Source organism: Pedobacter psychrotolerans (assembly GCF_004340665.1).
Lineage (GTDB): Bacteria > Bacteroidota > Bacteroidia > Sphingobacteriales > Sphingobacteriaceae > Pedobacter > Pedobacter psychrotolerans.
The window spans coordinates 524,429-544,825 of sequence record NZ_SLWO01000002.1 but is presented as its reverse complement, the minus strand read 5'-3'; the positions used below and the strand labels follow the sequence as shown (position 1 = coordinate 544,825).

The following is a 20,397-nucleotide window of genomic DNA, read 5'->3' as shown; positions in this document are numbered from 1 at the left end:
TGAAGAATGTCTAAAATTTATTACAAGTCTCTTGAGGAGATCGAGTTAATAAGAGAAAGTTCCATGCTTGTTTCTAAAACTTTAGCAGAAGTAGCTAAAGTGATAAAAGCAGGCATGACTACTATTGAACTAGATAAGCTAGCTTATGAGTTTATAAGCGATCATGGTGCAATTCCAGCTTTTCTAAACTACAATGGTTTCCCTAACTCTTTATGTATTTCTCCTAATGAGCAAGTTGTTCATGGGTTTCCAAGTAAATACGTTATAGAAGAAGGAGACTTAATTTCGGTTGATTGTGGAGTAATTAAAAACAACTATTTCGGTGATTCGGCTTATACTTTTTCTATCGGAGAAATTGATGCTGAAAAGCAGAAGCTTGTAGAGGTTACAAAACGTTGTCTGGAATTGGGTATTGAGAAGGCTGTAGTGGGAATGCGTATTGGCGATATCGGCTTTGCCGTCCAGCAATATGCGGAAGCTAATGGTTTCGGTGTAGTAAGGGAATTGGTAGGACATGGCGTTGGCGTAAAACTTCACGAAAAGCCTGAAGTTCCTAATTATGGAAAACGTGGTGCAGGACCAAAACTTGAAGAAGGAATGGTAATTGCGATCGAACCTATGATTAATGCAGGTGTTGCCGGTGTTAAATTCCATAACGATGGATGGACGGTAACCAGTAAAGACAATAAGCCATCGGCACATTTTGAACACACAGTGGCTATAAAAAGGGGCAAAGCAGAAGTTTTATCGACCTTTTCTATAATAGAAGAAGTTTTACAACAAAAAAAATAAATAATTAAAATTTTTTATTTAATTTTGCAACCCTGTTTAGAAGCAGCTAATTAAGTAACAATCAACAAAATATGGCTAAACAAGCCTCAATTGAACAAGACGGAGTAATCAGAGAAGCATTGTCTAATGCAATGTTCCGGGTAGAACTTGAAAACGGACACGAGATTATCGCCCATATTTCAGGTAAGATGAGGATGCACTACATCAAAATCCTTCCTGGTGACAAAGTAAAATTAGAGATGTCTCCTTATGATTTAACAAAGGGACGCATCACTTATAGATATAAATAAAATGAAAGTTAGATCATCAATTAAAAAACGTAGCGCTGATTGCAAGATTATTCGCCGTAAAGGTAAACTTTACGTTATCAACAAGAAAAATCCAAAATACAAGCAACGTCAAGGGTAATTTAAAAATATTGTAATGATCCGCACAACGGTGGCCCGCCGTTCGGAATTACGTAAAACATAAACAAATATGGCAAGGATTTCAGGTATTGATTTACCAAGAAACAAAAGAGGAGAGATTGGTTTAACTTATATCTACGGAATAGGAAGAACTACTGCACAACGTATCTTAACTACTGCAGGCATCGACTTAAACAAAAAAGTACAAGACTGGTCTGATGATGAGTTATCAGCAATCCGTACAATGATTAACGATGAAATTAAAGTAGAAGGTGCTTTACGTTCAGAGGTTCAGTTAAACATCAAACGTTTAATGGATATTGGTTGTTACCGTGGTTTACGTCACAGAAAAGGTTTACCTTCTCGTGGTCAGCGTACTAAAAACAACTCACGTACTCGTAAGGGTAAGAGAAAGACAGTTGCTAACAAGAAAAAAGCTACTAAGTAATAGATAGATGTGAGAGGTGAGATTTAGATGTGAGAATCATGTCTTTAAAATCTGCTCAAATCTGGAACAAAAGAGAAAAAGTAGGATACTGAGTATCGGGGTAGAGAAATTCTCATATCTCAAGTCTCATATCTAAAATCTAAAAGATAAAATGGCTAAGAGTAAAAAAGTAACAAAAAAACGTATCGTTGTAATTGAGTCTGTTGGACAGGCGCATATCAATGCTACCTTCAATAACATCATCGTTACCTTAACAAACAACAGCGGACAAACCATTTCATGGTCTTCTGCTGGTAAAATGGGCTTTAAAGGTTCTAAAAAGAACACGCCGTATGCAGCTGGTCAAGCGGCTTCAGATTGCGGTAAAGTTGCGTTTGATCTAGGTTTACGTAAAGTTGAAGTGTTTGTAAAAGGTCCGGGTTCAGGTCGTGAATCTGCAATCAGAACTTTGCAAGTAGCAGGTATCGAAGTAATGTCTATTAAAGATATAACTCCACTTCCTCACAACGGATGTCGTCCTCCTAAAAAGAGAAGAGTTTAATTAATTTTAAAGCTAAGAATCTTCGGTTAAAGGCCGAATGATACTTTAAAACAGAAAAAAAAATGGCAAGATATACAGGCCCAAAATCAAAAATCGCCCGTAAATTCAGAGAACCAATCTTCGGTCCTGATAAGGTGTTAGACAGAAAAAATTATCCTCCTGGGCAACATGGCTCATCAAAAAGAAGAGGAAAACAATCTGAATATGCTATCCAGTTAATGGAGAAACAAAAAGTAAAATATACTTATGGTGTATTAGAAAAACAGTTCAGTAACTTGTTTAAAAAAGCATCTTCACGTGCTGGTATTACCGGTGATAACTTACTTCAGTTATTAGAAGCACGTTTAGATAATACAGTTTACCGTTTAGGTATTTCAACAACCCGTTCTGGTGCACGCCAGTTAGTTAGCCATAAACACGTTACTGTGAATGGTGAAGTTGTAAATATCCCTTCATATCAGTTAAAAGCTGGTGATGTGGTTGCTGTTCGTGAAAAATCGAAATCATTAGAATCAATTAGTAACTCAGTTGCGGGCAGAACGATTAATAAGTTTGCCTGGTTAGAGTGGAACGCCAGTGAATTAACTGGTAAGTTCTTAACCTATCCACAACGTGATGAGATTCCTGAAAACATTAAGGAAAACTTAATCATCGAGTTATACTCAAAGTAATAAATAAGATAGTTAATTACCTCAAAAGGGTAATTAACTTTTTTCTTGTTACTATATATTCAATAACGAATTTAAAAAAATATAAATGGCAATTTTAGCATTTCAGAAACCAGACAAAGTGATCATGCAGAAATCAACCGATTTCGATGGCACATTTGAATTTCGTCCTTTAGAGCCCGGTTTCGGTGTAACAATTGGTAATGCCTTAAGAAGAATATTACTTTCTTCATTAGAAGGTTATGCTATTACTACTATTCGTTTTTCAGGAGTTTCTCATGAATTTTCTACCATGAAAGGTGTTGTAGAAGATTTAACTGATATCATCTTAAACTTAAAACAAGTTCGTTTTAAGAAAACTGGCGATTCAGGTGATTCTGAAAAAGTTTTCATCATCGTTAATGGTCAGGATCAGTTTAAAGCTGGTGATATCACTAAATTCTCTAACAACTTTACAGTTTTAAACCCTGAGCATGTTATTTGCAATATGGATAAATCTGTTACTTTGGAAGTGGAATTAACCATCAATAAAGGACGTGGTTATGTACCTGCTGAAGAAAATAAAGTTGCTGATGCTGTTGTAGGTGTTATTGCGATCGATTCGATTTATACTCCAATGAAAAATGTGAAATACACGATCGAAAACTTTCGTGTTGAGCAAAAAACGGATTATGAGAAATTGGTTTTAGATATCTCTACTGATGGTTCAATTCATCCAGAAGAAGCATTAAAAGAAGCGGCTAAGATTCTTATCCAACACTTTATGCTATTCTCTGATGAGAACTTAGTATTAGAATCTCAAGCTAAAGAAGAAACTAAAGAAGTTGATGAGGAAATTTTACACATGCGTAAAATCTTAAAAACTGAATTGGTAGATATGGATCTTTCAGTTAGAGCATTAAACTGCTTAAAAGCTGCTGATATCCGCACTTTAGCTGATTTAGTTTCTTACGATGTTGCTGATATGTTAAAATTCAGAAACTTTGGTAAAAAATCTTTAACAGAGATTCAGGAATTAGTAAAATCGAAAGGTTTATCATTTGGTATGAACCTGTCTAAATTTAAATTAGACGAAGAATAAAGATAGTCATAAGTTCGGAATCAAAAGCCTTGAGTCCGAAACTTACCTATAAATAATATTTTTTCATAGTATATAATTCCCTCAGCTTAATTGCAAAGAGACGGTATATACTTTATAACACTCGAAATGAGACACGGTAAAAAACACAATCACTTAGGTAGAACTACCTCACACAGAAAAGCGATGTTAGCTAATATGGCTTCATCACTGATTTTGCACAAAAGAATTACTACAACTTTAGCAAAAGCAAAAGCTTTACGCGTATATGTTGAGCCAATTATCACTAAATCAAAAAATGATACTACTCACTCACGTCGTACAGTATTTGCTTACTTACAAGATAAAGAAGTAGTAACTATATTATTCCGCGAAATTGCTGAGAAAGTTGCAAATCGTCCAGGTGGTTACACTCGTATCATTAAATTAAACAACCGTTTAGGTGATAACGCTGAAATGGCTTTAATTGAATTGGTAGACTATAATGAAGTTTATGGTAAAGATGTAGAAGCGAAAGAAGAGAAGAAAACAACTCGTCGTGGTAGAAGTAAAGCTGCTGCTGCTCCAAAATCAGAAGAAGCGAAAGCTGAAACTGCTGAAGTTGCTCCAGAAACTACTACTGAAGAAGCTCCTGCTACTGAAGAACCAAAAGGCGAATAATATATTCAACTTTAAAAGTTTAGAAAGTCCTGTTCGAAAGATCAGGACTTTTTTTGTTTTCTTGTCATTCTGAACGCAGTGAAGAATCTTTAAGCCATGAAATGCTGAACTGAATAAGGTGATTAATCTAGATTAGTTGAAATCAAATCTGTAGGCATATCAGGTTTCTGTCGTAATAGGAAAGAGATTCTTCACTGCGTTCAGAATGACACCAACAATGAATCAATCATAGTCCTCAGTTTGCGATTGGTAATTAACTCAACTTCTAAATCATACTAACCAATGAACTATTGCCTAATGAACTAATAAACCAAATAAACAAACGTTTGTCTCATTTTTTCATTACATAGCATTATTTCAAGGAGGTATTTATAAATTAGCCTAAAACAAACTCATAATGAAATTTAGGCTTTTTCTTTTGCTCTGTCTGTTCTGGCAGTTATCAATCAATGCTCAAGTATTAAAATATACAAATGGTAATCATTCCTGGAATGCTGATTCATTGGGAAACCATCGGGTAATTGTTCAGTTTGGCGGCGAAGGAAAAACGGCTCACGCTAAAATCAATTGGCGTAGACGGGATAACCATCCAGAATCAAAAGGGATCATAATTCAGGATGCTACGGGTAAAAATGTTTCTGTTTTAGGGCTTGATCGTTTCACTCAGGAAAGCGCTGAGATTTATTTTGAAGCACCTCAAAAAGGTAAATACTACATTTATTATTTACCTTATAAAAATGAGGGTAGGAGTAATTATCCTAAAGGAGTATACTTAAAATCAAATGTGTCTGATAAGAACTGGTTAAGCAAGGCAAAAATTGTGAAGCTTAATACTATAGTTTTAGAAATACAATCTATAGATGCCTTCAATTCCTTTTACCCTATGGAAGTGATCGCTACCAAGAAGGAAACTAATGATATAAAAGCTAAATATCCTAATAATACCTTTATTGTTTTTCCTGAAGATAGAATGTATCCTATTAAGATGCAAAATGATTTACCATACCGATGGATTCAAAAAGGCACTCAAAAGAATTTTTCTGGCGTTGCAAGTAGAGGTGAGAATTATGCTTTTCAGTTAGGTGTATTTGCAATGAAGGATTTGCAACAAATAAGCGTGAGTTTTAGTGATTTAAAAAGCAAGACTGGAAAGATGATTTCGAAGAAATATATCAACTGCTTAAATACGAATGGGACAAGTTATGACAATAAACCATTGGTTCAAACTGTAAATGTAGCTTCTGGTAAAGTTCAGCCGATATGGATTACTGTGAATATTCCAGAAAATACAACAGCGGGTATTTATTCAGGTAAATTCACGGTAAAAAGTAATGGTAACTCTAAGGTTATTGATGTGCGTATCTCGGTCACCAATCAGATATTGGCGGATGCCGGTGTAGGAACTCCCAATAAACAAACCCGCTTAACCTGGTTAAATTCTACGCTAGCACAAGCAAATACAGTGGTTGCGCCTTACACACCTTTAACTGTTAATGGAAACGTAATCTCACTTTTGGGTAGAAAGTTCGAAATTAATGCAGATGGTTTCCCTAAGCAGATTCAAACGTTTTTCAATTCAGAAATGACGGCTTATACAGAAAAGCCAAATAATATTTTATACGAGCCGATTCATTTTCATTTTTACAATACACCTAAAACTCAGGAAAAATTTGCTGCGAGCAATTTTCAAATTACCAGTAAAGAGGCTGGAACTGTAAAATGGACGGCATCCAACACATCGCCAAATCTCCAAATGGATGTAGAAGGGGCCTTAGAATTTGATGGATATGTTCATTATGTAGTAAAAGTTACAGCCTTAAAAGATGTCAATTTTAGCAATGTCGATTTTCACATTCCTTTTGAAAAAAACTCAACTAAATATTTAATGGGTTTGGGAGAAAAGGGTGGCCTTCGTCCTGATACGGTTAAATGGAAATGGGATGTAGCAAATAAAAATCAGGATGCAGTTTGGATTGGAAATGTAAATGCAGGGCTATACTATAACCTCAGAGATGAAAACTATATTCGTCCGCTAAATACTAATTTCTACTTGCAGAAACCTTTGTTATTGCCAAAGTCATGGGGTAATGATAATAAAGGTGGCATTCAGATTAATGTTAAAGGTAGCTCAATGTTGGCTGATAGTTTTACCGGAGCCAGAAGTATGAAAAAAGGTGATGTGCTTTATTATAATTTTAACTTATTGATTACTCCCTTTCACTTAATTGATACTGATTTCCAATGGGAAAATCGCTTTTATCATAAATATGGAGATTTGGATTCAATTAAATCGACAGGTGCAACTGTAGTTAATATTCACCATGCCACACCTATTAATCCATGGATAAATTATCCTTTTATCGAATGGAAAAAAATGAAAAATTATGTTGATGATGCGCACACCAGAGGCTTAAAAGTTAAAATTTATAATACTGTACGGGAGCTCTCCAATCATGCTTATGAATGGCCAGCCTTACGAAGTTTGGGTACTGAAGTGTATTCACCTGGAAAAGGTGGAGGATTTAGTTGGTTGCAGGAGCATTTAGATTCTAATTACATCGCTGCATGGTTTGTGCCTGAGATAAAAGATGCGGCTATAATTAACAGTGGGATGAACCGTTGGCATAATTATTACGTAGAAGGTATGAATTGGCTTGTGAATAATGTGGGTATTGATGGTGTGTATCTTGATGATGTAGCATTTGACCGGGTTACGATGAAACGCATTAAACGTGTATTAACTCAAAATCATCACCCAGGTATTATTGATCTCCATTCTGCTAACCAGTATAATAAGAATGATGGTTTTAATAATAGTGCCATTTTATATCTGGAGCATTTTCCTTATCTCAATCGTTTATGGTTTGGTGAATATTTCGATTATCAAAAAAATAGCCCTGACTTTTTTTTAACCGAAGTAAGCGGAATTCCATTTGGTTTAATGGGGGAGATGCTACAAGATGATGGAAATCCTTGGCGGGGAATGATTTATGGCATGACGAGCCGCCTCGGCTGGTCGGATAAAAGTGATCCAAAACCTTTGTGGAAAGCTTGGGATAACTTCGGCATTAAAGGATCTGAAATGATTGGTTATTGGAGCGATAACTGTCTTGTAAAAACTGATCATTCGAAAGTATTAGCAACTGTTTACAAGAAGCAAGGAAAGACGATGATCGCTTTGGCAAGTTGGGCAGAGGATGATGTACAGGTTAATTTAATTATTGATTGGAATAAATTAGGCTTAAATGCCGATAAGGCAAAAATCTCAGCTCCAAATATTGATCAGTTTCAGGTTGCTGGAAATTATCCTATTGGAAAACCAATTCCTATCGAAAAAGGAAAAGGTTTGATATTGATGGTGGAGTAGTTTCTGGTCCCGATTTGCAAACGGGATCATTCAGAAACACATTAGCAGTGTGTAATTATACTAAGATCGATATAAATCGATCTTCTCGTTATAAACGAAGCCTCATTTTAATTATCGAATAGTCGTCATTTCGACTGGAGTGCAACGGAATGGAGAAATCTTTGAACCGATTTACAAAGATTTCTCCACTTCGATCGAAATGGCGATTTGTTTTGATATTACTAATTACACCTTAACGTTTTGCATACCATATTGCTTCAATACGTCATCTGGCACACCAGTCCATTGATTAGGCGCATTTCCGGCATAACCAATATCTTTTACGCCAATTTCAGTAGTATAAAAGCCTGATGCAGTTAAACTTCTCATCCTATTAAAAAATGTAACCCCAGCCTGAACTTCTGGCTTTGCCTTCTTTGGATAGGCGATTTCATCAATTATAGAAATCTGTTGATCAGAAGATGCCTCTATAAAGGATTTATTAAATTTGTTAAAACAGTAAACATCAAGCCATTTTAATCCGCCACGCATAGGGATTTTATGTTCAGGAATATCTTTAACAATAAATTCAATAAACTCAGGCACTTTAGCATCGGATGCACTTCCTGATACATTATCTTTTGGAATGATAATGTCTGCTAAAACAGTTATTGTTGCCATTTCATGTTTGGTAAAATATGTTTCAGCTTTTAACCTTTTGTCCCGGTCAATTTCCCATTGTTCACGTCCTGCCTCTTTACCATCTTCTTCTTTTGGTGTAGTAATATCAGCGGTTTTGCTTTCGGGTTGTTTGCAGGCATCTAATATTACACTGGTACTAATGGCTGTTAGGCCTAATGCTTTTATGGAATCACGTCTGTTCATATAGTAATTCTTTAAATGTTTTGTTTTTTCTTTTGAGCTAAAATGTATTCAGCGGTGCGCATGGATAATGCAAGAATTGTCCAAGTGGCATTCTTATCGCCTTGCTGAACAAATGAACCCGCATCTACCACAAATAAGTTCTTGCAATCATGCGCCTGACAGTATTTATTTAAAGCAGAATTTTTAGGATCATCGCCCATTCTAATGGTGCCGACCTCATGAATAATTTTCCCTGGGGGAAGTAATCCATAATTGGTTTCTGGTCCCTGAATTTTGGAAGTCACTACACCACCCATTTCTTTCATCATGGTAAGGAAGGTATCCTGCATGTGTTTAGCTTGTAAAATTTCTTCCTTAGCCCATTTGTAGTGAAATCTCAATACTGGAATACCAAACTTGTCGACTGCATTTGGATCAATTTCACAATAATTATCTGCTCTGGCTATGGCTGTTCCTCTCCCCGCCATACCTACAGTTGTGCCATAGAAACGGCGGTAATCATCTTTTAAAGATTTACCATAACCGCCTGCATCCTTCATTTTGCCATCTCTTCCAGGCACCATGCCGTTCATTTCCGGAACACCTCCGCCGAAGCCGTAAGCAGGCATTCCCATTCCACCCCAATATTCAATGTGGTAACCTCTCGGGAAGTTAAGTTTTTTATTATCTAGCCACCATGGCGAATAAATATGCACACTTCCTAAACCATCTTCATTATAACGTTTTCTATCCATTAACTGAGGCAGAAATCCTGAAACGCTTACACCGGTAGAATCATGAAGGTATTTACCTACTATGCCACTACTATTGGCTAAGCCATTAGGATGTGCAGATGATTTAGAATTCAATAAAATACGGGCCGATTCACAAGCACTTGCGCCTAAAATCACCATTTTTCCATTTACCTGATATTCTTGTAAATCTTTCCGGTTTACATAGGAAACTCCTTTGGCCGATCCATCTTTATCTGTAATCACTTCACGAACCATTGCATCAGTAATAACAGTAAGGTTTCCGGTTTTAACTGCAGGAATCACCAAGCAAGATGAAGAAGAAAAATCGCCATATACTTTACAGCTTCTCCCACATTGGCCGCAATAGAAGCAAGGTGCCCTATCGCTATTATTTGGTAAAGGTTCTGTTAAAACGGAACCTCTGCCCGGAATGACTTTAACTCCTGCTTTATCTGCTCCTTTTTTAATAAAAAGCTCAGTTAGCCGGGGTTTTGGCGGTTTCATAAAAATGCCATCTGGTTCATTAGGCAATCCTTCTTTAGTGCCATAAACGCCAATTAAACGGTCAACTTTATCATAAAATGGTTTTACATCGTCATAAGTAATGGGCCAGTCATCCGTTAAACCATCTTTCGCCTGGAAATCAAGCGGACCCATTCGGAGTGATATTCTTCCCCAGTGATTGGTGCGTCCGCCCAGCATTCTGGATCTGAACCATTCAAATTCGGTTTTATCTTTGGTTGTATAAGGTTCACCTTCCAACTCCCAGCCGCCATATGAGGCATCAAAATCACCAAAAGGTCTCGTAGTAGATGCGCCACGACGTGGAGATTCCCAAGGCCATTTCAATTGATGCGCATCTATTCGGGGGTCGAAATATTGACCAGCCTCAAGCATTAAAACCTTTTGGCCTGCGTTAGCTAAAACATATGCCGCCATACCGCCACCGGCACCAGATCCAACAATAATAGCATCATAAACCGTTGGCGATTTTTTTATCTGAAAGTCACTCATGTAATATGGATAGAAATTAATTGATATCTAATCTAAACTTAATTTTTTTGAAATAAAAGTGATCGCCTTTTTTTGGAATGATTACAGATAATCTATTTTCTGACATTCCTAAATCGTATTACCTCTCATCTCTATTTTTTTAATCGAAAAGCAATATTCAAAGTGTAATCATATTTATTTTAACATTTAAAGTAATTGGTAAGTCGCTCAATTGTTACATTATGTAGCAACGTACATTCTCCAAGTAAAATGATTTATCTTTGAGTTTTAAATTTTAATGATGGTATTTTCCGAACACATTGCTCAATTTATTTCTGCTCTAGAAGTTAGTTTAAACGAAAGAAATTTTGTTAAAATTTCCTTAGGAAATTACAAGGGGACAGAAGAAGCTTTGAAACAAATACTGGTTCGTAAAGTTGTGATCAGGCGAGAGGAAAAATTTGCCTTTACTTTCCGGTACAAAACAAGAGATGTAGTTAAAAATTTTAATTCGGATGAAGCGATTAATTTAATAGCAGAATACATGCAAAATGGATTCAAAATAGCTACACTGTTTACAACTGCAAATGATTTAATTTTTGAAGAATTAAATAACGGAAAGATTGTAATCAGAGAAATAAATGCATCTATTAAAGAAGTTCCGGCAGATAGTCACGATAAAGCGAAAGAAAGATTAATTAAACCAGATTCAAAATCTTACTTAAATGAATTAAAAATTACCGACACTGAGGGTAAAGTATATAAAAATGCACAGGATAAATTCCGTCAGATTAACCATTACATTGAAATTTTAAGTGCGCTGATTAAAGAGTTGCCTGAGGGAACAATTAAGAAAGTTGCTGATATGGGATCAGGTAAAGGTTATTTAACCTTTGCTTTGTATGATTATCTTCATTCCGTTCTTAAATTGGAGTCTGAGGTGATTGGTGTAGAATATCGCCAGGACATGGTTGATTTGTGTAATGAGGTAGCAAAGAAATCTTCATTTGATCAATTGGATTTTGTTCAGGGAACGATTGAAGATTATGATGCCAAGGATGTGAATTTATTAATTGCGCTTCATGCCTGCGACACGGCAACTGATGATGCCATTTTTAAAGGAATTAAGGCTAATGCCGAATTGATTGTCGTCGCGCCATGTTGCCATAAACAGATCAGAAGAGAAATAGAAAAAAATAAAGTTAAAAATGACGTTTCGTTTTTAACTAAACATGGGATTTTTCTGGAGCGTCAGGCTGAAATGGTTACGGACGGTATCCGTGCTTTAATTTTGGAATACTTTGGTTATAAAACTAAAGTATTTGAATTTATATCAGATGTACACACACCGAAGAATGTACTTGTTGTTGGGGTTAAAAGAGGTGAAAGCTTAAAGACTAAAGCTGAAAGCGAAAGACAAGCGGAGATTTTACAAAAGATTAAAGCGAGTAAAGCATACTTTGGGATTGGCTATCATCATTTAGAAAGATTGTTGGAGTTGTAAATTAACCGCAAAGAACCGCAAAGCTTCAGGCTAAATAAAGTATAAAAAGGTTGGGGTTTTAGTTTAACCGCCAAGAACGCTAAGTTCTTCATAGAAGCGCAGAGTTTAAGGTAAAACTAAAGCAGAAATAGAGGTTAATCCCTTATTTACGGCAATACCCACTGATGGTTACAGGTGTAATAAGATTAATGCGATTAATGCCGGGATGGATTGCACATAAAGAATCTTCTTACTTGCAGTTGCTGCTCCATAAATGCCGGCAACGATTACGCAGCATAAGAAAAAGATAGCTACATAAATTTTCCATTGATGATCACTGATACATAATGACCAGATTAATCCAGCTGCCAGAAAACCATTGTACAATCCTTGGTTTGCTGCTAATGTTTTTGTAGGTAGAAAAAGATCTGCAGGTATGGTTTTGAAAACCTTTGGTGCTTTAGTTGTCCAGGCGAACATTTCTAACCATAAAATATAAATGTGAATGGCGGCGACCAGGCCGATCATAATTTGTGCAGCTAATTGCATGATGTATTGGTTTATTTATTGAAGATACAATAAATTGCGAAATATCATTGTTGATTTTTATTATAGCTAATCTCTCTGGTCATGTGCCTAGAAGGCACTAATTAGATTTCATAGTATCAGCCTTAGTTTATAATGCTATTGCATTTAGCGAGGGAAGTGTCTCTAATTTAATTTTAACATAATTTTCAACTTATTGCAATAAAATTTGGTAATCGGGACTGGTATTTCAGTTTTGATCTTTTAGTTCTTTTCTGTCATGCTGTCAGTAAACTTTAGTCTCCTTTTTTACATTTTATCAGTCTTTTGACGATATTTTCTGCCAAAAGGCAATTGGCACAAGCATTGTTTAATAGCTAGAAATTAGAATAATAAAAGAAAGAAAAACATAAATACAATGGGAAAAATTATTGGAATAGACTTAGGAACAACAAACTCTTGCGTGAGCGTAATGGAGGGCAACGAGCCTGTAGTTATCGCTAACAGTGAGGGTAAACGTACTACACCGTCTATTGTTGCTTTTGCAGAAAACGGTGAGCGTAAAGTTGGCGAGCCTGCTAAACGTCAGGCTATAACCAACCCAACAAAAACGATATATTCGATTAAACGCTTTATGGGTAACAGCTACGACGAAAGTGCGAAAGAAGCTGGACGTGTACCTTATAAAGTTGTTAAAGGTGATAACAACACGCCACGTGTTGAAATCGACGACAGAAAATATACTCCACAAGAGATCTCTGCAATGATTTTGCAGAAAATGAAAAAAACTGCTGAAGATTTCTTGGGTCAGGAAGTTACTGAAGCAGTAATTACTGTGCCAGCTTATTTTAACGATGCACAACGTCAGGCGACTAAAGAAGCTGGAGAAATTGCAGGTTTAACTGTAAAACGTATCATCAACGAGCCTACTGCAGCTGCTTTAGCTTATGGTTTAGATAAAGCACACAAAGACATGAAAATTGTTGTGTTTGACTGTGGTGGTGGTACGCATGACGTTTCTGTATTGGAATTAGGTGATGGCGTTTTCGAAGTAAAATCTACTGATGGTGATACGCACTTAGGTGGTGATGACTTTGACCACATTATTATCGATTGGTTAACTGATGAATTTAAATCAGAAAACAGCATGGACCTTGCGAAAGATCCAATGGCATTACAACGTTTAAAAGAAGCTGCTGAGAAAGCTAAAATTGAATTATCAAGCACAACTTCTACTGAAATTAACTTGCCATATATTACTGCTGATGCTAGTGGCCCAAAACACTTAGTGCGTACATTATCTCGTGCTAAATTTGAGCAATTGGCTGATAGCTTAATCAAACGTACTATTGAGCCTTGTAAATCTGCATTGAAAAATGCTGGTTTAAGCACAAGCGATATCGATGAAATTATCTTAGTAGGTGGTTCAACTCGTATTCCTGCTATTCAGGATGCAGTTAAAGCTTTCTTTGGTAAAGAGCCAAGTAAAGGTGTTAACCCTGATGAGGTTGTGGCTATTGGTGCTGCTATTCAAGGTGGTGTGTTAACTGGTGATGTAAAAGACGTATTGTTATTAGACGTTACTCCTTTATCATTAGGTATCGAAACTATGGGTGGTGTAATGACTAAATTAATTGAGTCTAACACGACTATCCCAACTAAAAAATCAGAGACTTTCTCTACCGCAGCTGATAACCAGCCTTCAGTAGAAATCCATATTTTACAAGGTGAACGCCCAATGGCTAATCAAAACCGTACAATTGGTCGTTTCATTTTAGATGGTATTCCACCAGCACCTCGTGGTGTGCCTCAGGTAGAAGTATCTTTCGATATTGATGCTAACGGTATCTTACACGTAAGTGCAAAAGATAAAGCTACTGGTAAAGAGCAAAAAATCCGTATCGAAGCTTCTTCAGGTTTAACTGATGCTGAGATCAAAAAAATGAAAGAAGAAGCAGAAGCTAATGCAGCTGATGATGCTAAACAAAAAGAAGAAGCTGATAAAATTAACGGTGCTGATGCTTTAATCTTCTCTACTGAAAAACAATTGAAAGAATTTGGTGATAAATTATCTGCTGATAAAAAAGCGCCAATCGAATCTGGTTTAGAGAAATTAAAAGCAGCTCACTTGTCACGTAACTTTGCAGATATCGATGCAGCGCAAGCTGAATTGCAAAATGCATGGAATGCGGCATCTGAGGAAATGTACAAAGATGGCGGTCAGCCTCAAGGTGGTGAGCAGCCACAAGCTGATGCTCAACCTCAAGGTGGTGGCGATAATGTTACTGACGTTGATTTTGAAGAAGTAAAAGAAGACGATAAGAAATAAGTCTTGAGTCTAAAGTCCTGATTCGCAAGTCTTAGGAGTATATAAAAAGCGTTTCTGATTAAGTTCAGAAACGCTTTTTTGGTTTGTAGAGTTGACAATTTATAGCGTTGACAACTTTAAATAGCAGATTGAAAAGAAAGTTGTCAACTCTTAAAAGAAACCTTATAGATTTGATTCAATAATATCCTGTAATTCTTTTTCGTTTACGGATAATTCATGCAGTAATTTAAACTGGTTTTTAGCCCGGTCTAGATTTTGAGTAGAGTAACTCACCGGATAATAAATATTCCCGTTTAAAAAATCAGTTAAGAAGCGTATGGCCTGCATATAGATCATGTATTTGCCTGAAAATAAAATCAGCTCCTTTTCTGTTTCGGTTAAAATGCTTTTCATTTCTGAAAGATAAGCTTTAATCATTGCCTCGAAATAGGGTAACCGAATGTTGATTTTGCCTAAATCGGTTTCATTTTCAGAGAAGGCACATAGATAGGTACGCATCATATCACCCAAATCTGAAATGAATTTGCCTGGCATGATGGTGTCTAAATCGATTACACAAATGCCTTTAAAAGTTTCTGCATCTAAAAGTACATTACTTATTTTGGTGTCATGATGCATCACACGGTTGGGGAAGTCTTTCCGGTGGCTATAAGAATTGAAATAATCTAGCAGGTGTTTTTGTGAGTTGGCATCGTCAATTTGCTGTTTGGCTATGGTCTTTAGTTCAGGAGAGGCTAGTTTTAAGGCATCCTGAAACTGATCTACACGCAGGCTTAAATTATGGAATCCAGGTATGGTTTCTTGAAGCGTGGTGGTCTCAAAATCGGCTAACAGGCGGCTTAACTTTGCAAATTGCTTTGCTGCTTCATAAGCTTGTTGTGGCTCATTTAATACTTCTAAAGAAACGGTATGGGGTATGTAAGGTAATAACCTCCAATATTCGCCATTTACAAAAGCCATTTCTTCGCCGCTAATGGTAGAAACAGGTTTGATAAAGAGGTAATCCGGGTAGTTTGTTGCCAGGTAATTTCCAATTAATTTAAGGTTGCCGGCAATGCTTTGCGGATGCTTAAAAACACTGGTATTGATGTTTTGAAGGATGAATTTATTTTCTTCAAATACAGGTGATAGCAAATAGGTACGGTTAATTAAACCCGTACCTATCTGATTAATGTTTATATTTTCTGAAGTATATCCGTAAGCTTGTAAAACTTCAGCATTTAAATTTAGCTCCATAACTTTTCAGGATAGGTTCCGTTTTTAACCAATTGGTTAATAGAATCCTGAACGTATGGTTTATCTTCTTTATAAGTTACGCCAAACCATTTATTGGATGTTGGAACTACTTTAAAAGTGGCTGTATTATTTCTTACCAGATTTTCGCCAATTAGGGGAATAAAAAATTCTGCTTTAGGTTTGTCTTTATTTGCCATTGCAAACTCTTTAAACAAGCCTTCTGTAATTTTGAAAACTGCTGGAGTAAAACCCCAGAAATTCATCGACACTGGTGTACTGAAGTCTAATGGAAATTCTTCGCCATCTTCTTCGTAGAAAATCTTTCCATCTTTTGGATAAACCTTTGTACGTTCTACAATTTCTGATAAGTTACCAGATTCGTCTACTTTACAAACACCTCTTGATACTGAACCAAATTCAGATAGCGTCTTACCAATTTCGTAGCCTATAATAGAATAATTGGTGTCGTTAGCTTCTGTATTTAAGAAATCAGCCATTTTTTGAAAGGCATCAAAACCATAATAATCGTCGGCATTGATGACACAGAAAGGCTCTTTAATTACATTTCTTCCTGATAGAATTGCATGCGCAGTTCCCCATGGTTTTTCTCTATAAATTTCTTCGTCTATGCCGAATTGTTTTAAGTCGAAATTTTGAAAAACATATTCTGTTTCTATTCTGCCATTTAATTTTGGCTCAAAAATAGATTTAAAATTATCTACAAATTCTTCTTTAATAATAAATACAACTTTGCCGAATCCGGCATTGATTGCGTCATATATGGAATAATCGATGATGGTTTCGCCATTTGGGCCAAAGCCATCAATCTGTTTCATACTTCCATAGCGGCTTGCCATCCCAGCAGCCAATATCAATAGTGTAGGTTTCATCTTATAAAAATTAATGGAGCGTTAAATGTTATTGTATTAATGTTGATTATTGAGAGGGATTAAAAACCAAAAAGACCACCGGTTTTAGATCTGGTTTTCTTGCCGGTTAGCATTCCGAATATACCTCTAACAATTTCTTTGCCAATTTGGCGAGTGATTGTTGCACCCATTACCTGTTCTACCAAGCTTTTTTCTCCAGGTTTGGCCTTATTGTCTTGTATTTCTTTTTTTTGCAACTCTTTTTCCTGCTTTTCTTGTTCTGCTGCTGCCGCCTGATCATTTATTCTTTTTGTTAAAATTTCATAGGCACTTTCAGGGTCAATTAAGTCCTTATACTTGGTGAACATCTGACTGCTCTGTATTAACTTCTCAAAGTCAACAGATGTTAAAGGACCCATTGTGGCACGTGGAGGAGTAAGCATAGTTGCTGAAACTTCAGTGGGGATTCCTTTTTCATTTAAAACAGTGATGAGTGCTTGTCCGGTACCAAGTGAGGTTAAAATCTTATCTATTTCATAGAAATCAGATTTTGGATAAGTGTTTACCGTTTTTTTAAGTGCATCTACATCATTTGGTGTAAATGCCCTTAATGCATGCTGAACCCGGTTACCCAATTGACCTAATACGCTTTCTGGCACATCAGTTGGAGATTGGGTGCAGAAAAATACGCCAATTCCCTTTGATCTGATTAGTCGGATAATGGTTTCAATCTGTTCTAAAAAGGCCTTTGATGAATTCTTAAATAGTAAATGTGCTTCATCAAAAAAGAAAACTAATTTTGGTTTATCTAAATCTCCAACTTCGGGCATTGTACTAAACAGTTCGGCGAGTAGACTTAATAAAAAGGTAGAATATAATATGGGTTGATTTTGAACATCAGCAATGTTAAGTAAGCTAATGGTACCTTTTCCGTCAACACGTTCAAATAAATCTTCGATGTCAAAAGATTTTTCTCCAAACATGCCACCCAATCCTTGCTGTTCAATCGCCACAATTTTTCTCAGAATTGTACCTGATGTTGAGGTAGAAATACTGCCATAACTGCTTTTTATTTCTGCTGCACCTGCGCCTTCTGATAGATAAGATACGAGTTTTTTTAAATCGTTCAGATCTATTACTGGCATTTTGTTATCATCAGCATATTTGAAAATAACAGCCATTACTCCAGCTTGTGTATCGTTGAGGTCTAATATTTTTGATAAAAGTGTTGGCCCAAATTCAAATACGGTTGCCCGCATTTGTGCGCCTGTTTTTCCAGAGAGGGAATAGATTTCTACAGGAAAACCAGCGGGTACGAATGGCTTGTTTAACTGCTGGGCACGCTCTTCTATTTTAGGATTAACTGCGCCTGGCTGATTTAAACCGGATAAATCTCCTTTAACATCCAACATAAATACTGGTACTCCGGCATCTGATAACTGTTCTGCCAGTAACTGTAGCGTTCTTGTTTTTCCTGTTCCTGTAGCCCCGGCAATTAAGCCATGTCTGTTCATCATTTTTAATGATAAATTAACTTCGGCCTCGCTGTGAACTTGTCCATCTAAAATTCCTGCACCTAAATAAATATATGAACCGGTAGGGGCATAGGATGATTTTATTTTTTCGATAAATTTAGATGACTCACTCATGTTGTTATATTTGATAGCACAATTTAATAACTAATCTTGAAAAATAGGTGTAATTAAGGGAACATCCCGGGTACAATTTATTGCACAAAGTTTTCGCTTTATTAGTTAAACTGTTTATAATGGTTTAATTCGGCTTTTAAAGTGCTGATTTCGTTTTGCATGGTTTCTACCTGACTTAATAGTTGCGAAATGGCGTGCAAGCCTTCGAGGTTAATATCTAAATCTTTAGCTAAACGAACATACCGCTCTAGTTTCATCAATTCATCAAAACTTAAGAAGGTTAATTTCTTTTGCGTGGTGGTTTTAATCAGACCGAAATCTTCGAGTGATTGGATGAAATCGATCTCTACATGATGATACACACATATATCATGTAGGGCTATTAGATTATTGCTCATCATCATTAGCTTTTAGATAGTTTTTCAAATAGTTCTTTTTGCTCCTGGTTCAAATTGGTAGGGAGTTTAACTTGCCATTTAATATATAAATCTCCAAACTGATCTGCTTTTTTATAAACAGGAAACCCTTTTCCCTTTAAACGCAGCGTTGAATCGGGTTGTGTACCTTCTGGTATTTTAAGCTTTACTTTACCGTTTAATGTTTCTACAATTTTTTCGCCACCTAAAACGGCTGTGTACAGGTCAATTTCTTCCTGAATGTAGATATCATTACCCTTGCGTTTAAATTTAGGGTCTTCGCTGATGTTAAACTTAATGTATAAATCTCCGGGTTGCCCATTATTGGCTCCGGGTGCTCCATAACCAGAAAGCTTTATCTTTTGTCCATTTTCTACACCGGCCGGGATGGTTATGCGTACTTGTTTGCCATTTACAGTTAGTGTTTGTTTATGTGTGGTGTATGCATCTTTAAGATTTAATTGTAAATCGGCATTATAATCTTGTCCTTTAAAGGGGGATTGCCTGCTGCTTCTGCCTGCACCGCCACCAAACATGGAAGAGAAGAAATCTGAAAAGTCCTCGCCACCAAATCCGCCAGAATAACCACCGCCTCCGCCTTGCGATTGGTATTGTCGCTGTTGCTGCTGTTGTGCATCCAGCTGATCGGCATGTTGCCAGTCTTTACCATATTTATCGTATTTCTTGCGTTTCTCTGGATCACTTAATACTTCATTGGCTTCGTTAATCTGTTGAAATTTTTTATTGGCCTCATCATTATTCGGGTTTAAATCTGGATGATATTTCCTGGCTAATTTTCGATAAGCTTTTTTTATATCGTCAATTGATGCGCTTTTCTTTAAATCGAGGATTTTATAGTAATCTATGTAGTCCATATGTTGTTAACAAATAAGTTAGTACTAATGTTCAATGTTTGGTGGCTAAATTTACTTTAATATTTTAACGTATATCTCCCTTAAATATTGATTTTTATTTCTAAAAGCCATTAAACAAAAATGCCTCCAAAAAATTGAAGGCATCTGCTGTTAATGATCAGATTAGTGTTGTTAATCTAAGGAAAGTATAATTTACTTCCCTTTTAAAATTATCTTTTGTAAATAGTAATGGTATAAATTTATTGACCATATAAGGCATTTAAGGATATATAAGGTTAAGCGGAGAAGAAAGTTTAATAGTTGCAAGTAAGCAACATAAGCTTTGCGATAGGCAACATAAGCTTTGCGGTAGGCAACATGAGCTTTGCAGTAGGCAACATAAACTTTGCAGTAAGCAACATAAGCTTTGCAGTAGGCAACATAAGCTTTGCGGTAGGCAACATAAGCTTTGCGGTAGGCAACG

At 36.3% G+C, this 20,397-nt stretch carries 19 protein-coding genes; 11 read left to right on the top strand and 8 right to left on the bottom strand.

Annotated features, from left to right (window positions below; translation table 11 throughout):
• The first annotated feature begins 6 nt into the window (after nt 1-6).
• From map to EV200_RS05860, 9 genes are all read left to right on the top strand, one after another.
• Nucleotides 7-792 carry a type I methionyl aminopeptidase gene (gene map / locus EV200_RS05900; protein ID WP_029282715.1) on the top strand — a complete coding sequence of 262 codons (786 nt, stop codon included), beginning with the start codon at nt 7-9 and terminating at the stop codon, nt 790-792.
• Between the two features lie 71 nt (nt 793-863).
• Nucleotides 864-1,082: a translation initiation factor IF-1 gene (gene infA / locus EV200_RS05895; protein WP_010599888.1), complete on the top strand. Its 219-nt coding sequence runs from the start codon at nt 864-866 to the stop codon at nt 1,080-1,082.
• 1 nt (nt 1,083) lies between these two features.
• On the top strand, nt 1,084-1,200 hold the full coding sequence (rpmJ, locus tag EV200_RS05890) for a 50S ribosomal protein L36 (RefSeq protein ID WP_010599887.1): 117 nt from the start codon (nt 1,084-1,086) through the stop codon (nt 1,198-1,200).
• A 69-nt stretch (nt 1,201-1,269) separates the two neighbouring features.
• Entirely contained in the window at nt 1,270-1,647 is a 378-nt protein-coding gene (rpsM, locus tag EV200_RS05885; protein WP_010599886.1) for a 30S ribosomal protein S13, read from the top strand.
• A gap of 151 nt (nt 1,648-1,798) precedes the next feature.
• Complete coding sequence (gene rpsK, locus EV200_RS05880; RefSeq protein ID WP_029282718.1) at nt 1,799-2,188, top strand: 30S ribosomal protein S11; 390 nt, start codon at nt 1,799-1,801, stop codon at nt 2,186-2,188.
• Nucleotides 2,189-2,250: 62 nt separating this feature from the next.
• Nucleotides 2,251-2,859 (top strand): 30S ribosomal protein S4, encoded by a 609-nt coding sequence (gene rpsD / locus EV200_RS05875; protein WP_029282720.1) that lies wholly within the window; start codon nt 2,251-2,253, stop codon nt 2,857-2,859.
• An 85-nt stretch (nt 2,860-2,944) separates the two neighbouring features.
• Entirely contained in the window at nt 2,945-3,937 is a 993-nt protein-coding gene (locus EV200_RS05870; RefSeq protein ID WP_025145205.1) for a DNA-directed RNA polymerase subunit alpha, read from the top strand.
• 126 nt (nt 3,938-4,063) lie between these two features.
• On the top strand, nt 4,064-4,594 hold the full coding sequence (gene rplQ, locus EV200_RS05865) for a 50S ribosomal protein L17 (RefSeq protein ID WP_132530116.1): 531 nt from the start codon (nt 4,064-4,066) through the stop codon (nt 4,592-4,594).
• 397 nt (nt 4,595-4,991) lie between these two features.
• Nucleotides 4,992-7,961, top strand: a complete 2,970-nt coding sequence (locus tag EV200_RS05860) for a glycoside hydrolase domain-containing protein (protein WP_132530114.1) — start codon at nt 4,992-4,994, stop codon at nt 7,959-7,961.
• A gap of 225 nt (nt 7,962-8,186) precedes the next feature.
• Here the strand turns inward: EV200_RS05860 and EV200_RS05855 are convergent, their stop codons facing one another.
• Together EV200_RS05855 and EV200_RS05850 are read right to left on the bottom strand one after the other, a co-directional pair.
• Nucleotides 8,187-8,825 (bottom strand): gluconate 2-dehydrogenase subunit 3 family protein, encoded by a 639-nt coding sequence (locus EV200_RS05855; RefSeq protein WP_132530112.1) that lies wholly within the window; start codon nt 8,823-8,825, stop codon nt 8,187-8,189.
• Between the two features lie 11 nt (nt 8,826-8,836).
• Nucleotides 8,837-10,573: a GMC oxidoreductase gene (locus tag EV200_RS05850; protein ID WP_132530110.1), complete on the bottom strand. Its 1,737-nt coding sequence runs from the start codon at nt 10,571-10,573 to the stop codon at nt 8,837-8,839.
• Between the two features lie 277 nt (nt 10,574-10,850).
• Between EV200_RS05850 and EV200_RS05845 the strand changes: the two genes are divergently transcribed.
• Entirely contained in the window at nt 10,851-12,056 is a 1,206-nt protein-coding gene (locus tag EV200_RS05845; protein ID WP_229676783.1) for a class I SAM-dependent methyltransferase, read from the top strand.
• A gap of 168 nt (nt 12,057-12,224) precedes the next feature.
• Here the strand turns inward: EV200_RS05845 and EV200_RS05840 are convergent, their stop codons facing one another.
• Nucleotides 12,225-12,584, bottom strand: coding sequence for a DUF1304 domain-containing protein (locus EV200_RS05840; RefSeq protein WP_132530108.1), 360 nt, complete (start codon nt 12,582-12,584; stop codon nt 12,225-12,227).
• A 394-nt stretch (nt 12,585-12,978) separates the two neighbouring features.
• Between EV200_RS05840 and dnaK the strand changes: the two genes are divergently transcribed.
• Nucleotides 12,979-14,889 (top strand): molecular chaperone DnaK, encoded by a 1,911-nt coding sequence (dnaK, locus tag EV200_RS05835; protein ID WP_132530106.1) that lies wholly within the window; start codon nt 12,979-12,981, stop codon nt 14,887-14,889.
• A 162-nt stretch (nt 14,890-15,051) separates the two neighbouring features.
• Here the strand turns inward: dnaK and EV200_RS05830 are convergent, their stop codons facing one another.
• From EV200_RS05830 to EV200_RS05810, 5 genes are all read right to left on the bottom strand, one after another.
• Nucleotides 15,052-16,125 (bottom strand): phosphotransferase enzyme family protein, encoded by a 1,074-nt coding sequence (locus EV200_RS05830; protein WP_132530104.1) that lies wholly within the window; start codon nt 16,123-16,125, stop codon nt 15,052-15,054.
• Nucleotides 16,116-17,015 carry a nucleotidyltransferase family protein gene (locus EV200_RS05825; RefSeq protein WP_132530102.1) on the bottom strand — a complete coding sequence of 300 codons (900 nt, stop codon included), beginning with the start codon at nt 17,013-17,015 and terminating at the stop codon, nt 16,116-16,118. Before EV200_RS05825 ends, EV200_RS05830 begins: the two co-directional genes overlap by 10 nt.
• Before the next feature lie 59 nt (nt 17,016-17,074).
• Nucleotides 17,075-18,643: a helicase HerA-like domain-containing protein gene (locus tag EV200_RS05820; RefSeq protein WP_132530100.1), complete on the bottom strand. Its 1,569-nt coding sequence runs from the start codon at nt 18,641-18,643 to the stop codon at nt 17,075-17,077.
• 101 nt (nt 18,644-18,744) lie between these two features.
• On the bottom strand, nt 18,745-19,041 hold the full coding sequence (locus EV200_RS05815; protein ID WP_165877873.1) for a chaperone modulator CbpM: 297 nt from the start codon (nt 19,039-19,041) through the stop codon (nt 18,745-18,747).
• A 5-nt stretch (nt 19,042-19,046) separates the two neighbouring features.
• Nucleotides 19,047-19,934, bottom strand: a complete 888-nt coding sequence (locus tag EV200_RS05810) for a DnaJ C-terminal domain-containing protein (RefSeq protein ID WP_132530096.1) — start codon at nt 19,932-19,934, stop codon at nt 19,047-19,049.
• Nucleotides 19,935-20,397 lie beyond the last annotated feature (463 nt).

What these genes read in the sequence shown, in the direction of transcription:
- map (WP_029282715.1), top strand. Translation starts at nt 7, where the DNA reads ATGTCTAAAATTTATTACAAGTCTCTTGAGGAGATCGAGTTAATAAGA.
- rpsM (WP_010599886.1), top strand. Translation starts at nt 1,270, where the DNA reads ATGGCAAGGATTTCAGGTATTGATTTACCAAGAAACAAAAGAGGAGAG.
- EV200_RS05850 (WP_132530110.1), bottom strand. Translation starts at nt 10,573, where the DNA reads ATGAGTGACTTTCAGATAAAAAAATCGCCAACGGTTTATGATGCTATT.
- rplQ (WP_132530116.1), top strand. Translation starts at nt 4,064, where the DNA reads ATGAGACACGGTAAAAAACACAATCACTTAGGTAGAACTACCTCACAC.
- infA (WP_010599888.1), top strand. Translation starts at nt 864, where the DNA reads ATGGCTAAACAAGCCTCAATTGAACAAGACGGAGTAATCAGAGAAGCA.
- EV200_RS05840 (WP_132530108.1), bottom strand. Translation starts at nt 12,584, where the DNA reads ATGCAATTAGCTGCACAAATTATGATCGGCCTGGTCGCCGCCATTCAC.
- EV200_RS05810 (WP_132530096.1), bottom strand. Translation starts at nt 19,934, where the DNA reads ATGGACTACATAGATTACTATAAAATCCTCGATTTAAAGAAAAGCGCA.
- EV200_RS05855 (WP_132530112.1), bottom strand. Translation starts at nt 8,825, where the DNA reads ATGAACAGACGTGATTCCATAAAAGCATTAGGCCTAACAGCCATTAGT.
- EV200_RS05815 (WP_165877873.1), bottom strand. Translation starts at nt 19,041, where the DNA reads ATGAGCAATAATCTAATAGCCCTACATGATATATGTGTGTATCATCAT.
- EV200_RS05860 (WP_132530114.1), top strand. Translation starts at nt 4,992, where the DNA reads ATGAAATTTAGGCTTTTTCTTTTGCTCTGTCTGTTCTGGCAGTTATCA.
- rpsD (WP_029282720.1), top strand. Translation starts at nt 2,251, where the DNA reads ATGGCAAGATATACAGGCCCAAAATCAAAAATCGCCCGTAAATTCAGA.
- EV200_RS05820 (WP_132530100.1), bottom strand. Translation starts at nt 18,643, where the DNA reads ATGAGTGAGTCATCTAAATTTATCGAAAAAATAAAATCATCCTATGCC.
- rpmJ (WP_010599887.1), top strand. Translation starts at nt 1,084, where the DNA reads ATGAAAGTTAGATCATCAATTAAAAAACGTAGCGCTGATTGCAAGATT.
- EV200_RS05830 (WP_132530104.1), bottom strand. Translation starts at nt 16,125, where the DNA reads ATGGAGCTAAATTTAAATGCTGAAGTTTTACAAGCTTACGGATATACT.
- EV200_RS05870 (WP_025145205.1), top strand. Translation starts at nt 2,945, where the DNA reads ATGGCAATTTTAGCATTTCAGAAACCAGACAAAGTGATCATGCAGAAA.
- EV200_RS05825 (WP_132530102.1), bottom strand. Translation starts at nt 17,015, where the DNA reads ATGAAACCTACACTATTGATATTGGCTGCTGGGATGGCAAGCCGCTAT.
- EV200_RS05845 (WP_229676783.1), top strand. Translation starts at nt 10,851, where the DNA reads ATGATGGTATTTTCCGAACACATTGCTCAATTTATTTCTGCTCTAGAA.
- rpsK (WP_029282718.1), top strand. Translation starts at nt 1,799, where the DNA reads ATGGCTAAGAGTAAAAAAGTAACAAAAAAACGTATCGTTGTAATTGAG.
- dnaK (WP_132530106.1), top strand. Translation starts at nt 12,979, where the DNA reads ATGGGAAAAATTATTGGAATAGACTTAGGAACAACAAACTCTTGCGTG.